Source organism: Chromobacterium sp. IRSSSOUMB001 (assembly GCF_023507765.1).
GTDB lineage: Bacteria > Pseudomonadota > Gammaproteobacteria > Burkholderiales > Chromobacteriaceae > Chromobacterium > Chromobacterium haemolyticum.
This window is the reverse complement of record NZ_JALCYU010000008.1, coordinates 166,107-181,456: the sequence shown is the minus strand read 5'-3', so window position 1 is coordinate 181,456 and position 15,350 is coordinate 166,107. Positions and strand designations below refer to the sequence as shown.

Below are 15,350 nucleotides of genomic sequence, written 5' to 3'. Positions count from 1 at the left end.
CCCCTTCAACATTAAAGACAAACTAAGAAACTACCAATAACACTAACTAACAAGGATTAGCAGGACCATTAAAGACAAACCAGTCTGAACTCTGGTTATTGGCAGCTCTCGCAATCCGGGTTGTCGATGCTGCAGAACTTGGCGTCGGTGGCCGGGGTGTTGTCCACCACGGCTTCCGGAGTCGCGGCCGCTTGGCTGTGGCTGTTGGACACCGCGTTCAGTTCGCCGCCGCGGCCGGTGGATTTCTCGGCGCTGGTGGCGGCCAGGGTGCGCAGGTAGTAGGTGGTTTTCAGGCCGCGCAACCAGGCGTGCTTGTACAGCTCGTCCAGTTTCTTGCCGGAAGCGCCCGCCATGTACAGGTTCAGGGACTGAGCCTGGTCGATCCACTTTTGACGGCGGGAGGCCGCTTCCACCAGCCAGCGCGGGTCCAGCTCGAAGGCGGTGGCGTAGATGGCTTTCAGTTCGGCCGGCACGCGGTCGATCTGGCCCAGGCTGCCGTCAAAGTATTTGAGGTCGGCCACCATGACTTCGTCCCACAGGCCGGCGGCTTTCAGGTCGCGCACCAGGTATTCGTTGGTGACGGTGAATTCGCCGGACAGGTTGGATTTAACGAACAGGTTCTGGTAGGTCGGTTCGATGCTTGCCGACACGCCGATGATGTTGGCGATGGTGGCGGTGGGCGCGATGGCCAGGCAGTTGCTGTTGCGCATGCCGTGGGTTTTCACGCGTTCACGCAGCGCGTTCCAGTCCATGCGTTCGCTGCGGTCCACTTCCAGGAAGCCGCCGCGCTCGGCCGCCAGCAGGTTGATGCTGTCGTGCGGCAGGATGCCGCGGTCCCACAGGCTGCCCTTGTAAGACGGGTAGCGGCCGCGTTCTTCGGCCAGCTCGGTGGATGCCCAGTAAGCGTAGTAGGCCACCATTTCCATGGATTCGTCGGCAAACTCCACCGCGGCGTCGGAGCCGTAGGCCACGCGCTTCTGGTGCAGGCAGTCCTGGAAGCCCATGATGCCCATGCCCACCGGACGGTGTTTCAGGTTGGAGTTGCGCGCCTTCTTCACCGGGTAGAAGTTGATGTCGATCACGTTGTCCAGCATGCGCAGGGCGATGCGGATGGTGCGCTGCAGTTTTTCAGAGTCCAGGCTGCCGTCGGCCTTCAGGTGGGCGGACAGGTTGACGGAACCCAGGTTGCAGACCGCGATTTCGTCCTCATTGGTGTTGAGGGTGATCTCGGTGCAAAGGTTGGAGCTGTGCACCACGCCCATGTGTTGCTGCGGGCTGCGGATGTTGCACGGGTCCTTGAAGGTCATCCAAGGGTGGCCGGTTTCAAACAGCATGGTCAGCATTTTGCGCCACAGGGACAGCGCCGGGATGCGCTTGTACACCTTGAGCTCGCCGCGCTCGCCCATGGCTTCGTATTCCTTGTAGCGCTTCTCGAAGGCCGCGCCGTACAGGTCGTGCAGGTCCGGGGCTTCGGACGGGGACAGCAGGGTCCAGTCCGCGCCTTCCATCACGCGCTTCATGAACAAGTCCGGAATCCAGTTGGCGGTGTTCATGTCGTGGGTGCGGCGGCGGTCGTCGCCGGTGTTCTTGCGCAGCTCCAGGAATTCTTCAATGTCCGCGTGCCAGGTTTCCAGGTAGGCGCAGACGGCGCCTTTGCGTTTGCCACCCTGGTTCACCGCCACGGCGGTGTCGTTGACCACTTTCAGGAACGGCACCACGCCTTGGGATTTGCCGTTGGTGCCCTTGATGTGGGAGCCCATGGCGCGCACGGAGGTCCAGTCATTGCCCAGGCCGCCGGCAAACTTGGACAGCAGGGCGTTTTCCTTGATGCCTTCGTAGATGCCGTCCAGGTCGTCGGCAATGGTGGTGAGGTAGCAGCTGGACAGCTGGCTGCGACGGGTGCCGGAGTTGAACAGGGTGGGGGTGGACGACATGAAGTCGAAGCTGGACAGCACGTTGTAGAACTCGATGGCGCGCTCTTCGCGGTTCACTTCGTTCAGCGCCAGGCCCATGGCCACGCGCATGTAGAAGGCCTGCGGCATTTCGATGCGGGTGCCGTCCACGTGCAGGAAGTAGCGGTCAAACAGGGTTTGCAGGCCCAGGTAGCCAAACTTCAGGTCGCGGTTGGCGTCCAGCGCGGCGCCCATTTTTTTCAGGTCGTATTCGCCCAGTTTTTCATCCAGCAGTTCGGCGTCGATGCCTTTCTTGATGAAGGTGGGGAAGTACAGCGCGTACTGCTTGGCCATTTCTTCCTGGCTGACGGCTTCGCCCAGGATTTCCAGGCGGATGTTGTTCAGCAGCAGGCGGGCGGTCACGTAATCGTAAGCCGGGTCCTGCTCAATCATGGAGCGGGCGGCCAGGATGGCGGATTTGTTGACTTCGTCTTCGCTGACGCCGTCGTAAATATTCTTCAGGGTTTCGCTGAGGATGGCGTCGATGTCGATGCCGGCCAGGTTCTGGCTGGCGGATTCGATGGTGGCGCGCAGGCGGGCCACGTCCAGCGGCAGCTTGCGGCCGTCCTTGCGCACCACGTTGATCTGCACCTGGGTCAGGGCTTCGCCGCGGGCGGCGCGCTCTTGGGAGCGCTGTTCGCGGTACAGCACGTAGGCGCGGGCTACATCATGCTCGCCAAAGCGCATCAGAGACAGTTCCACCTGGTCCTGGATGTCTTCGATGTGGATGGCTCCGCCTTCCGGCTTGCGGCGCATCAGGGCGCTGGCCACTTGTTCGCTCAGTTGGGCGACTTTTTCGCGCAGGCTGGCGGAGGTGGCGCCCTGGTGGCCCATGACGGCCAGGAAGGCTTTGGTCATGGCGATGGAGATCTTGACGGGTTCGAACGGCACCACCGCACCGTTGCGACGGATGGTTTTGTACTGGCTGAAATCGGCCTTGGGCGCGGCTGCGCGGCCGAGTTCTGCGGCGGTCTGCCCTTCAAAGGTGGTCAATTGCATGTAGCCCTCGATAAGGTGGGTGGTTGCGTCCTTCCGTTACTGCGTTTCCCGAGGGGCAGGCCGGCTGTGGACAAATCTGTTGAAAAGCTGTGCGCGAGCTGTGGGTAAACACAATATGTATTGTTTGTAGCTCGCGGAACACCCAAATTCTAGTGTTGAGTATGGGGCAGTACAAGTCTTGACAGCGGAAGATTTAATGGCTGTTTTGGAGGGGATTGTGGGCGAAAGCCCGTGGTTGCTGGCTTTGCGGGGCCTGAGATTTTTTTTGGCCGGCCAACACATTTCATTCTGTAGGCAGGAAACCTTGCTGAAACAAGCCGCAGCGGGGTGGGCGGTGCGGGCCACTAGATGTTGTGGATTTGCATCAGGGCGCGGGCAGTGCTGAGTTGGGGGAAAGTGGTGCGTGATTGGTGTGTTGGGTTTTTGGCCTGTCCGACCGCGCGGTCAATCAAAAGCCCCGCGCGCGGCGGGGCCTTGGGGCGGATGTCTTAGAGCCTGTTCAAAATCTTGCGAGCTAAGACGAGACAAGGCGTTGCGGCTGAGAAAGCGGAATGTACGTGTGGTACATGAGTATTTCGAAGCCGGCACTCATCGCACAATCGCTCTACCGACGCGCAGCAGATCGTAAACAGATTCTTACTCCAGCCAGATCAGGCTGGCCATGCGGCCGGTCTGGCCGTCGCGGCGGTAGGAGAAGAAGCGAGCTCGGTCTATCACCGTGCATTCCTCGCCGCCGTAGATCTGTTCCACGCCGGCGGCGTTCAGGCGCTGGCGCGCCAGCGCGTAGATGTCGGCCAGGTATTTGCCGTCGCCAATGTCGCTGAAGGCGGCCGCGGCGGCCGGGTTGCGTTCCATGAAGGCGGCGCGTACTTCCGCGCCCACTTCAAAGGCATCCGGGCCGATGGCGGGGCCCAGCCAGGCCATCAGCCGCGCCGGGCGCTCGTTGCAGGCGGCCACGGCGGCTTCTATTACGCCGTCGCACAGCCCGCGCCAGCCGGCGTGGGCGGCGGCCACTACGGTGCCTTCGCTATTGCACAGCAAGAGCGGCAGGCAGTCCGCGGTCATGATTGCGCACACCGTGCCGGGCTGGCGGCTGAAGCTGGCGTCGGCGTCCGGGGGCTGGGCGCCCACCTCGGCCGCGTTCAGCACCGTCACGCCGTGCACCTGATTCAGCCAAGCCGGTTCCGCCGGCAGTTGTTGGCGCAGCAGCGCGCGGTTGGCGGCCACGGCGGCCGGGTCGTCGCCCACGTGCAGGCCCAAGTTCAGGCTGTGAAAGGGCGCGGCGCTGACGCCGCCGTTGCGGGTGGTGATCAGGGTGCGCACATTGGGCGGCGCGGGCCAGTCGGCCTCCAGCCAGTCCGGCGCTTGCTCGGCGGACAGCTCAGCGGACATAGATCACCTCCACGTCGCCGTCGTCTTCGTCGTCTTCTTCGTCCCAGTCCTCGTCTTCCGCCTCGTCCAGCAACTGCGGCAGCGGCGCGTCGTCGGCGGCGTCGCCGTCGCCGCGCAGCACGTCCAGCAGGTGGCGCAGGTCTTCCGGCAGCGGCGCTTTCCAGTTGCGCTCCTCGCCGCTGGCCGGGTGCACCAGGGTCAGGGAGTAAGCGTGCAGCGCCTGGCGGCCCAGCGACTTGACCACGGCGGCGATGTCTTCGTCCATCTTGTGGCGCAGGTTGCCGTAGATGGGGTCGCCGGCCAGCGGGTGGTTGGCTTCGCGCATATGCACGCGGATCTGGTGGGTGCGGCCGGTTTCCAGCTTGCACTCGATATAGGAGTGGCTGGCGAAGCGCTCCAGCACCCGCACATGGGTGATGGCCTGTTTGCCGCCAAATTTCAGCACCGCCATTTTCAGGCGGTTGTGCGGGTCGCGGCCCATCTGGGTTTCGATGGTGCCGTCAAACGGCACGTTGCCGTCGGCGATGGCGCGGTAGATGCGCTTGACGGTGCGCGCCTGCAACTGGCGCACCAGTTCGGTCTGGGCCGGCAGCGTCTTGGCCACCACCATCAAGCCGCTTGTGTCCTTGTCCAGCCGGTGCACAATGCCGGCGCGCGGCACTTGGGCCAGCGCCGGGCAGTGGTGCAGCAGGCCGTTGAGCAGGGTGCCGCTCCAGTTGCCGGAGGCGGGGTGCACCACCAGGCCGGCCGGCTTGTTGATCACCAGGATGTGGTCGTCTTCAAAAATGATGGGCAAGTCCATGGCTTCCGGCTGGAAGGCCATCTCCTCGTTGCTGCGCATCAGGGTGACGTCCAGCTTCTCGCCCCCCAGCACCTTGGTCTTGGGCGCGGCGGTTTTTCCGTCCAGCAGCACGTGGCCATCTTTGATCCATTGCGTAAGACGGCTGCGCGAGTATTCCGGCATCAATTTCGCCAGCGCGGCGTCCAGCCGTTCGCCGCCCAGCGACAGCGGAACATCAAGTTGTTGTGTAGCGGATATCTCGTTTTCCGAGATGTCGCTATAATCGTCCGGGTCAAAGTAAGGATCAGTCATGAAAAGATACGTTGTCGCTGCAATGTTGGTGATGGGGCTTGCCGGTTGTGCAACCACGGAAACCTACGATGAGACTCGCGGCTGGACCGTGGAAAAGCTGTATTCGGAAGCGCATGATGAGTTGAACAGCGGCAATTATACCCGCGCTGTCAAGCTCTACGAAACGCTGGAAGCGCGTTTCCCTTACGGGCGTTACGCCCAGCAGGCGCAGATGGACCTGGCGTATACCCATTACAAGGATAACGAGCCGGAGCAGGCCATCGCCGCCGCGGACCGTTTCATCAAGCTTCATCCCACCCATCCAAACCTGGACTACCTCTATTATCTGAAAGGCTTGGTGTTTTACAACGATGATTCCGGCTTGCTGGCCAAATGGGCCGGCCAGGACATGAGCGAGCGCGATCCGCGCGCCGCGCGCGAGGCCTTCACCGCCTTCCGCGAGCTGGTGACGCGCTTCCCCAACAGCATTTACAAGGAAGACGCCTCCAAGAAGATGGAGCGGCTGCTGGATGCGCTGGGCGGCAACGAGATGCACGTGGCCCGCTATTACATGAAGCGCGGCGCTTACCTGGCCGCGGCCAACCGCGCTCAGGGCGTGGTGAAGAGCTATGCCAACACCAAGTATCCGGAAGAGGCGCTTGGCATCATGGTGGCGGCTTACGACAAGCTGTCCATGCCGCAACTGCGCGACGACGCCAAGCGCGTGCTGGCGCTGAACTACCCCAATAGCGAATACCTGAAAGAAGGCTGGTCCATTGAGGACATGCCGTGGTGGAAGCTGTGGAAGTAAGCTGGCCTTGAATGATTTGAAAGCCCCCGGAATCCGGGGGCTTTTTGTTTGATGCCGGGCAAGTTGCGCGGGGTCATGGTTTGAGGGTGATGCTTTTGGGATGGTAAGATCTCATCCTTTAAGCTGATAATCATAATTAGTCATGTCCAAAACCTTCGCTTCCCTGTTGATGTTGGCCGCCTTGTGCGCGCCGGTTGCCGCCGCCACAAAGCCAGGCGTCGTCCTACTGAAAGAGCGTTACCCGGAAAAGCTGTCCTACGACGGCTCGGCGCAACTACTGAGCGCTGGCGACGGCGAACTGAACGATTCCGTCATGGGCTTGATTGATGCGCTCAAGCTGCGTTTCCCTTGGCATGAGCTGTGGGCGTTGCGTTCGGCCAACGGCTTGACCTTGCGTCAGGGGCGAACAGAGGCGGCCTTGCCTTTGCCCAAGGGCAGTTATTTCACCACCAGCTATGTGGCGATGTCGCGAGACGGCCTGACCTTGGCTTTTGGAACCGGCCGGGACGGCAAACTGGAGGCTGTGCGCTGGCGGCGCGGCGGCGCGCTGGAGACGCTGGTGCCTGAGGGCCAAGCCTGGTTGTCCGGCGTCACCGGCATCAGCGCCGACGGCCGCACGGTGATTGGCTGGCTGCTGAGCGACGAAAAGGCGATGCTGCGCGGCTTCCAATGGGTGGAGGGCAAGGGGTTCAGCTTGTTGCCGGAACCCATGAGCCTGCCGCTGGCGCTGAGCGCGGATGGGGCGGTAACGGCCGGTCTTGCCTTGCGCGGCAATCTGGACATGCTGCGGCGGATGCGGTGGATGCAAGATTTCATGAATGAAAGCCCGCTAATGAGCGAGGGCGAGGTGACCAAGTTGCGAGTTTCCGGCGTCCATCCGGGGAGCGGGGATGTGGCTGGCTCCTTCAAGCATGCCGACACCGGCGTTTGGTACGGCTTTGTCTGGAATCCGGACGAGGGCAAGCCAAGCCGGCGCGAGCCCTTGCCGTGGCTGACCGAGACGGAAGGCAAGGCGACTGGCGCGCAACGCGACGCGCAAGTGCTGGCCTGGGCCGGAATGAGCGACGAGGATGGCAATATCTTCATGGAAAGCGACGCCGTGCGTTGGCGTGCGGGCGAGGGCGTCAGCGTGATCCGCGCCAAGTCCGTGTTGGAAGGCTTGTCCGCGGATGGGCGCACGGTTTTTGTGTCCTTTAACCGGGAAAGCGACCATAGCCGCGCCTTCGTGCAAATCTCGCCGGAGGGCGAGGTGGATCTGGAGGCGGTGGTGCGCGCGGAAACCCGCAAGGAGAGCCTGGAGATGTTCTTGCGCTCGGTCTCCGAGGATGGCCGCTATTTATGGCTGAACTCGTTCACGGCAGACGGGACGTTCCCGCTGCGCTTGGAAAACGGCAAGCTGGCGCCGTTCTCGCCGGTGATGGGCGATCTGACGTTGACCGCTTTTAGTCAGGACGGCCGCGTGTTGGCGGGCACCTCCACCCAGCCGGAGCAGGGCGGCTACGCCACTTTGCGCTGGCGTTTTGGCGCGCCGAAGACGCAGCGTCTGTTCTGCCCGGGCGAGGCGAGGAGCAGCAGCCATATCGTCATGTCCGGCGACGGTAAGGTGGTGGCGGCGGGCCAGGAGAAGCACGGCAAGGTGCATACTTGTCTGTTCGGGCCTTTGGATTAAGACCCTGTTCAAGAGCTGCTACGCTTCGGCGGCCCACGCCGCCTTGACTCCCGAATATGTCATGCCACAATCGCCTCGCGCCGCAGCAATCGCGACGCTCGGGATTGGCGTCTCGATAAGAAGAGTTAGGGACGTGCTTCGCCGCATGTCCGATTGCCGTTATTACGTCAGATCCGGGCGGGCGATGGCAAGGGCACCTTCACGGGTGCGCCGGTGTTTGGGCTTCTTCCCCGGTAGGCCAACCTTGTCATGTGCCCGCCTTGCCGTTTTTTGCTGCTTGGCGGTACTGGCCAGGGCGTGTGCTGCCGGGTCCGCGCCGCCTTGACTCCCGGATTCTTCATGTCACAATAGCCCCGCGCCGCAGCAATCGCGGCGCTCGGGTCTGGCCTCCTGAAATAGGGATTCAGTGGACATGCACCGTTGCATGTCCCCGCCTTGCCGCTTTCGCGGCTTGGCGTTACTTGCTCAGGAGGCTGTAATGACGAAGTCTGCTCGCAATAAAGCCAAACCCCTCGCACCCAAGGCATCCGGCGTGCGCCAGACCATCGATTCCCCGCAACAGCCGGCTTTGCCGCGCTCGCGTTATCGCTTCATCGCGCTGGTCACCAAGGAAATCCGCCTGCCCTTTGTCCGCTACATTCCGGGGCGCAATCATCCGCATTACTGGCAACCGGAGGAGACCCAGGATTACGAGGAAGCCTGCTTCCTGGGCCGCCAGTACGCCGCGCATCTGGCTCAACTGCTGAAAAACAACCAGTTGCACATCGGGCGCGGTTTATTACACCGCATTGCGCGCGACATCGATTACAGCGACCGCAGCCATCGCCGCGGCTTGCAACTGGGCTTTTTCAATTATCTGGAAGTGCTGCTGGGCCTGGCCGGGCGGCGGTTGAACCTGTACCGCCACGTGGAGGCGGTGCATCAGTTGCACCGTAGCCTGGGCGTGTTGGCGTGGTTGGAGCGCAAGCGCAAACGCTGACACCGGCTGGAATGACAACGCCCCGCGAAAGCGGGGCGTTTGCGAGGCGCTTGTCGTTTGGACTCAGATCGCCTGTTCGTTGGTTTCGCCGGTGCGGATGCGCACCACTTGCTCCACCGGGGTGACGAAGATCTTGCCGTCGCCGATCTTGCCGGTGCGGGCGGTGGCGACGATGGTTTCGATGGCGCGTTCCACCAGGTCGTCCGGCAGAATCACTTCCACTTTCACCTTGGGTAAAAAGTCCACCACGTATTCGGCGCCGCGGTAGAGCTCGGTATGGCCCTTCTGGCGGCCAAAGCCCTTGACCTCGGTGACGGTCAGGCCGTTGATGCCCAGCTCGGACAGGGCCTCGCGCACCTCGTCCAGTTTGAACGGCTTGATCACGGCTTCAACCTTTTTCATGCTGGAAGCTCCTTGCTGATGAGATGAAATGCTGTCTAAATGCGGATTATTTTATTAAGCGGCGGGCATCCGGGCAATTAGCCGCTTAAAACAAACAGTGAATTGCTGTATTATGACGCGCTTTCCTGATACTTGTCGCGGGTGTCTAATGTCTTACCTTACCAAGCTCCGTGGCGGCGTTGCGCTGTCGCCGTTCCGTCTTGAAAAACTGCTTGCCGCAGCCGCCGAAGCCGGGCTGTCGGATCTCAGCATCAGTGCCGAATTCTGGCATTTCGCCGAAAGCGAAACCGAACTGACGTTGGAAGAGCAGGCCACCTTGGGCAAGTTGCTGAGCTACGGCGAAGCGCCGTTGGCCGGCCAGCCGGATGGCGAACTGTTTCTGGTGACGCCGCGATTGGGCACTTTGTCGCCCTGGGCCTCCAAGGCCACCGATATCGCCCAGCACTGCGGGCTGGGAGGGATTCTCCGCATCGAACGCGGCACCGCCTTCTGGGTTAAGTCCGCAAAACAATCTTTAAATGAAGAGGCTCGTCATGTTTTGACGGGCCTCTTGCACGATAGGATGACGGAAACGGTGCTGCCGTCGCTGGACGACGCCGCGCGTTTGTTTGTTCATCAAGATCCGCAGCCGATGACGTCGGTGGACATCCTCGCCGGCGGCCGCGCGGCCCTGGAGGCGGCTAACGCCGATCTGGGCCTGGCCCTGTCCGAGGACGAGGTGGATTACCTGGTGGAAAATTTCACCAAGATGCGGCGCAATCCCACCGATGTGGAGTTGATGATGTTTGCGCAGGCCAACTCCGAGCACTGCCGCCACAAGATCTTCAACGCCAAATTCATCATCGACGGCGAGGAGCAGGAAAAGTCGCTGTTCCGCATGATCCGGGACACCCACGACGCCAATCCGCAAGGCACGCTGGTGGCGTACAAGGACAACGCCTCGGTGATCGAAGGCGCTTTCATCGAGCGCTTCTACCCGCAGCCGGAAGGCCACGCTTACGCTTACCACAGCGAACCCACCGATATTCTGATGAAGGTGGAGACGCACAACCACCCGACGGCGATTTCGCCGTTCGCCGGCGCATCCACCGGCAACGGCGGCGAGATCCGCGACGAGGGCGCCACCGGCCGCGGCTCGCGTCCCAAGGCCGGCATGACCGGCTTCACCGTGTCCAACCTGAACATTCCGGGCTTTGTGCAGCCGTGGGAGCGTTACAGCGACGCGGCGGCGCAGTACGGCAAGCCGGAGCGCATCGCCTCCGCCTTGCAGATCATGCTGGAAGGCCCGATCGGCGGCGCGGCGTTTAACAATGAATTCGGCCGCCCCAATCTGACCGGCTATTTCCGCACCTTCGAAGAAGAGGTGGAAGGCGAGATGCGCGGCTATCACAAGCCGATCATGATCGCCGGCGGCCTGGGCAACATCCAGCAGCAGCAAATTCACAAGAACGAGATTCCGGAAGGCGCGCTGCTGATTCAGCTGGGCGGCCCCAGCTTGCTGATCGGCCTGGGCGGCGGCGCGGCTTCGTCCATGGACACTGGCGCCAACAGCGCGGACCTGGACTTTGACTCCGTGCAGCGCGGCAACCCGGAAATCGAACGTCGCTGCCAGGAAGTGATCGACCGCTGCTGGCAGATGGGCGAGGCCAACCCCATCGTGTCCATTCACGATGTGGGCGCCGGCGGCCTGTCCAACGCCTTCCCGGAGCTGGTGAACGACGCCGGCCGCGGCGCCGTCTTCCATTTGCGCAAAGTGCATCTGGAAGAAAAGGGCATGACGCCGATGCAGATCTGGTCCAACGAGTCGCAGGAGCGCTATGTGATGGCGGTGCTGCCGCAGGACCTGGAGCGCTTCAGCGCGCTGTGCGAACGCGAGCGTTGCCCGTTCGCGGTGCTGGGCGTGGCCACCGACGACGGCCATCTGCAAGTACGCGACGACCACTTCGACAACAATCCGGTGGACATGCCGCTGGAGGTGTTGCTGGGCAAGCCGCCGCGCATGACCCGCGACGTGACCACCCGCGAGCGCGATTTGAGCATTTTCGACGCTTCTCGCTTTGAACTGAAGGAAACCGCGTTGCGCGTGCTGCGCAACCCGACGGTGGCGGACAAGTCCTTCCTGATCACCATCGGCGACCGCACCGTGGGCGGCATGACCGCGCGGGATCAAATGGTGGGGCGCTGGCAGGTGCCGGTGGCGGACGTGGCCGTCACCACCATGGGTTTCAACACCTATCGCGGCGAAGCGATGGCAATGGGCGAACGCACGCCCACCGCCTTGTTCGACGCGCCGGCCTCCGGCCGCATGGCGATAGGCGAGGCGTTGACCAATATCGCCGCGTCCTTCGTCGGCCACCTGGGCAACGTCAAACTGTCCGCCAACTGGATGGCCGCCGCGGGCCACCCGGGCGAGGAAGCGCGCCTGTACCGCACGGTGGACGCGGTGTCCAAGCTGAGCCAGGACCTGGGCATCAGCATCCCGGTGGGCAAGGATTCCTTGTCGATGAAGACGGTGTGGGAAGAGGCCGGCGAGAAGAAAGCCGTGACCGCGCCGCTGTCGCTGATCATTTCCGCTTTCTCCCCGGTGGAAGACGTGCGCAAAACCGCCACGCCGGAGCTGAAAGAGGACAAAGACACCGATCTGATCCTGATCGACCTGGGCTACGGCCGCTGCCGTCTGGGCGGTTCCATCTACGGCCAGGTGTGGAAGGCGATGGAAGGCAAGGCGCCGGACGTGGAGAGCCCGCACCAGTTGGCGGCCTTCTTCAACACCGTGCAGACGCTGTTGCGCGACGATATGTTGCTGGCCTACCACGACCGTTCCGACGGCGGCCTGTTCGTGACTTTGTCGGAAATGATGTTCGCCGGCCATATCGGCGTCACCATCGATCTGCAGGAACTGGTGATCGAGCGCAAGAACACCCAGCGCATCATCGACGACTTCGTTCAGCCCACTCAGGAAGCCGCCACCCATGGCCGCCTGATGCGGGTGCTGTTCAATGAAGAGCTGGGCGCGGTGTTGCAGGTGAAGAAATCCGACACGCCGGAAGTGATTTCGCGCTTCATGAAGGCCGGCATCGGCCGCGAGCTGTTTGTGATCGGCCGCGTGAACAACAAGGACCGCCTGGTGATCAAGCACCGCGGCGTGGAGTTGTTCAACGAGAGCCGTTCCGATCTGCATCGCGAATGGTCCGAGACCAGCGCCCGCATGCAGCGCCTGCGCGACAATCCGGCGTGCGCCGACAGCGAGCATCTGCTGCGCTCCAGCCCGAAAGCGCCGGGCCTGAGCGCCAAGCTGAGCTTCGACGTGCACGCCGATCCGGCGGCGCCTTTCATCGCCAGCGGCGCGCGTCCGCGCCTGGCGGTGCTGCGCGAGCAGGGCGTCAACGGTCAGTTGGAGATGGCGGCGGCTTTCGACCGAGCCGGTTTCGACACCGTGGACGTGCACATGAGCGACATCATCAGCGGTCGCGTGTCGCTGGCGGACTTCAAGGGCTTGGCCGCCTGCGGCGGCTTCAGCTACGGCGACGTGCTGGGCGCCGGCGAGGGTTGGGCCAAGAGCATTCTGTTCAATCCGCGCGCCCGCGAGCAGTTCGAGGCCTTCTTCGGCCGCGCCGACACGTTCGCGCTGGGCGTGTGCAACGGCTGCCAGATGATGTCCAATCTGTCGTCCATCATTCCGGGCGCGGAGCACTGGCCGAAGTTCCATCGCAACGCTTCCGAGCAGTTCGAGGCGCGCTTCGCCATGGTGGAAGTGACGGCTTCGCCGTCCATCTTCTTGTCCGACATGGCGGGTAGTCAGCTGCCGGTGGTGGTCAGCCACGGCGAAGGCCGCGCGGTATTCGCGCCTGGCGCGCAGGAGCAGGCGCTGACGGCGTTGCGCTACGTCGATTTTGACGGCCGCGCCACTCAAACTTATCCGCTGAACCCCAACGGTTCGCCGGCCGGCATTACCGGGGTGACCACGGCCGATGGCCGCTTCACCATCATGATGCCGCATCCGGAGCGGGTGTTCCGCACGGTGCAGAACAGCTGGCATCCGGCGGACTGGGGCGAGAACGGCGGCTGGTATCGGATGTTCGCCACCGCTCGCCGCTGGGTGGGCTGAGCGGCAAGCTCACGGCGGGCCGTTTGTCCGGCCCCGCCTGGCGTTATATGCGAACGGAAGCTTTGGCTTCCGTTTTTTTTTGGTTTCAGCGCGCCTTAAGCCCGTGGCCGGCGTCGCGGGCGGCCGCGCGCACGGCTTCCAGCAGCAGCCGGGCTTTGCGCGGGATGCGGCGGTTGGCGAAGACGGCGTGCATTTGCGGGTTGTCGCCGTGGCTGGAGACGATGCGGTAGTCAGGGCATAGCCGCAGTAGTTGGCCGGAGCGGACCAGCGGCTCGGCCAGCCAGTCTCCCAGGCGGGCGACGCCCAGGCCGGCCAGCACGGCGTTGAGCACGGCGCTGCCGGAGCTGACGCGGTGCCAGGGCGTGAGATTGAGGCTGAGCTGATGGCCGGCGGAGATAAAGTTCCAGGCTTTCAGCACGCGCGGCGCGGAGTGGATCACCACCCGGTGTTCCGGCAATTGTTCCGGCGTTTGCGGAGCGCCATGGCGGGCGACATAGTCCGGGCTGGCGTAGAGGTGGCGCTGATAATCCCACAGCGGGTAGCCGATCAGCTCGCTGGAGGCGGGGAAGGCGCCGCGGATGCTGAAGTCCAGCTTTTCGCGGATCGGGTCCAAGATGGTGTCGCTGTACAGCACGTCGAAGCGCAGTTCCGGGTTGGCATCGGCCATGCGCGCCAGCACCGGCGGCAGCAGCGCGTGGCTCATCGCCTCCGGCGCGGAAAAACGCAGCAGGCCGCGCGGGGCCTCGCTCAAGGCGGCCAGCTCGTCTTCGGCTTCTTCCTGCAGGTCCAGCATCTTGCGCGCGGAGACGTAATAGCTTTCGCCGGCCAGGGTCAGGTTGACCTGTTTTTGCGAGCGCGCCAGCAAGCTGCCGCCCAGCGCTTCTTCCAGCGCCTGTACCGCGCGGGTGACGCTGCTGGGCGAGGTGCCCAGCTGGCGCGCGGCGGCGACAAAGCTTTTTCTTTCCACCACCGCGCAGAATACGCGCAATTCCCACAGCGATTTCATTCCGGCCTCGGTCATCTTTATTGCGATTTTCGCAATACGGTATTGCAAGCACGGGCCGCTGGCAAGGCATAGAATCTTGTCCTAACTGTAAGCGGCGCGGAGCCGGGAGAAGTGAATGCTGTTGACCTTGAGTTTTCTGTGTGTGATTTCCTTTGCCGCCGGCCTGGTGGACGCGGCGGTGGGCGGCGGCGGGCTGATCCAGATTCCGGCCTTGTTCAGCGCCTTGCCCAATCTGGCACCGGCCACGGTGTTCGGCACCAATAAGCTGGCCGCGGCGATGGGCACGCTGTCCGCCGCGCGCTCTTATCTGAAGCGGGTCCGGGTGCCGTGGCGCTTGGTGCTGCCGGCGGCGGCGGCGGCCTTCTTCATGTCTATCGCGGGCGCGGCCACAGTCAGCTTGATCGACAAGGCGGTGTTGCGGCCCATGGTGCTGGCGCTGCTGGTGGTGATGGCGGTGTACACCTTGTGGAAGAAGGATTTCGGTTCCCTGCACAAACCGGTGGCGATAGGGCGGCGCGAGATGGCGATAGGCATGGCCATCGGCGGCGCGATCGGTTTTTACGATGGCCTGTTCGGCCCCGGCACCGGCAGCTTCCTGATGTTTCTGTTTATCCGCTTCTTTGCCTTCGACTTTCTGCACGCTTCGGCATCGGCCAAGGTGGTGAACCTGACCACCAACTGCGCGGCGCTGCTGTTCTTCATTCCCGCCGGCCATGTGTTGTTCCAGTACGCGCTGCCGATGGCGGCCTGCAATATGGCCGGCGCGATGGTCGGGAGCTGGGTGGCGATGAAGAAAGGCACGGGCTTTGTGCGGGTGTTGTTCCTGTTGCTGACCAGTACGCTCATCCTCAAGCTGGGCTGGGACATCTTCCACGGTTGATCCGCTGGGCAAGGCTGGCTGTGCTTCGGCGGTACGGCTAGGGAAGGGCGTTAAACGCCGCTTTCCCGGTCGCCTTGTTT

The 15,350-nt window shown here is 63.0% G+C and carries 10 protein-coding genes; 5 read left to right on the top strand and 5 right to left on the bottom strand.

Features of this window, described 5'->3' with window-relative positions; genetic code table 11:
- Positions 1 to 95: 95 nt before the first annotated feature.
- The 3 genes from MOV80_RS12895 to rluD form a co-directional block, all read right to left on the bottom strand.
- A complete protein-coding gene (locus MOV80_RS12895) occupies positions 96 to 2,951 on the bottom strand; it encodes a ribonucleoside-diphosphate reductase subunit alpha (RefSeq protein ID WP_249605163.1) in 2,856 nt (951 codons plus the stop codon).
- A 636-nt stretch (positions 2,952 to 3,587) separates the two neighbouring features.
- Positions 3,588 to 4,343 carry a peptidoglycan editing factor PgeF gene (pgeF, locus tag MOV80_RS12890; protein ID WP_081550606.1) on the bottom strand — a complete coding sequence of 252 codons (756 nt, stop codon included), beginning with the start codon at positions 4,341 to 4,343 and terminating at the stop codon, positions 3,588 to 3,590.
- The gene (rluD, locus tag MOV80_RS12885) at positions 4,333 to 5,436 is read right to left on the bottom strand and encodes a 23S rRNA pseudouridine(1911/1915/1917) synthase RluD (protein WP_019100171.1); all 1,104 of its coding nucleotides are present in this window, start codon (positions 5,434 to 5,436) and stop codon (positions 4,333 to 4,335) included. The genes pgeF and rluD overlap by 11 nt, the downstream gene beginning before the upstream one ends.
- Between rluD and MOV80_RS12880 the strand changes: the two genes are divergently transcribed.
- From MOV80_RS12880 to MOV80_RS12870, 3 genes are all read left to right on the top strand, one after another.
- Positions 5,435 to 6,226 carry an outer membrane protein assembly factor BamD gene (locus tag MOV80_RS12880; RefSeq protein WP_039753413.1) on the top strand — a complete coding sequence of 264 codons (792 nt, stop codon included), beginning with the start codon at positions 5,435 to 5,437 and terminating at the stop codon, positions 6,224 to 6,226. The genes rluD and MOV80_RS12880 overlap by 2 nt on opposite strands.
- A gap of 142 nt (positions 6,227 to 6,368) precedes the next feature.
- Entirely contained in the window at positions 6,369 to 7,895 is a 1,527-nt protein-coding gene (locus MOV80_RS12875) for a hypothetical protein (RefSeq protein ID WP_019100169.1), read from the top strand.
- A 478-nt stretch (positions 7,896 to 8,373) separates the two neighbouring features.
- On the top strand, positions 8,374 to 8,874 hold the full coding sequence (locus MOV80_RS12870; protein ID WP_157221982.1) for a hypothetical protein: 501 nt from the start codon (positions 8,374 to 8,376) through the stop codon (positions 8,872 to 8,874).
- 63 nt (positions 8,875 to 8,937) lie between these two features.
- Here the strand turns inward: MOV80_RS12870 and MOV80_RS12865 are convergent, their stop codons facing one another.
- Complete coding sequence (locus tag MOV80_RS12865) at positions 8,938 to 9,276, bottom strand: P-II family nitrogen regulator (protein ID WP_019100167.1); 339 nt, start codon at positions 9,274 to 9,276, stop codon at positions 8,938 to 8,940.
- Positions 9,277 to 9,424: 148 nt separating this feature from the next.
- Between MOV80_RS12865 and purL the strand changes: the two genes are divergently transcribed.
- A complete protein-coding gene (gene purL, locus MOV80_RS12860; RefSeq protein WP_019100166.1) occupies positions 9,425 to 13,384 on the top strand; it encodes a phosphoribosylformylglycinamidine synthase in 3,960 nt (1,319 codons plus the stop codon).
- A gap of 85 nt (positions 13,385 to 13,469) precedes the next feature.
- On the opposite strand, the gene MOV80_RS12855 is transcribed toward purL, so the two are convergent.
- Positions 13,470 to 14,390 (bottom strand): LysR family transcriptional regulator, encoded by a 921-nt coding sequence (locus MOV80_RS12855; RefSeq protein ID WP_039753440.1) that lies wholly within the window; start codon positions 14,388 to 14,390, stop codon positions 13,470 to 13,472.
- 115 nt (positions 14,391 to 14,505) lie between these two features.
- Here MOV80_RS12855 and MOV80_RS12850 point away from each other — a divergent pair, with 115 nt between their 5' ends.
- Positions 14,506 to 15,270 carry a TSUP family transporter gene (locus tag MOV80_RS12850; protein WP_196783762.1) on the top strand — a complete coding sequence of 255 codons (765 nt, stop codon included), beginning with the start codon at positions 14,506 to 14,508 and terminating at the stop codon, positions 15,268 to 15,270.
- The last annotated feature ends 80 nt before the right edge of the window (positions 15,271 to 15,350 follow it).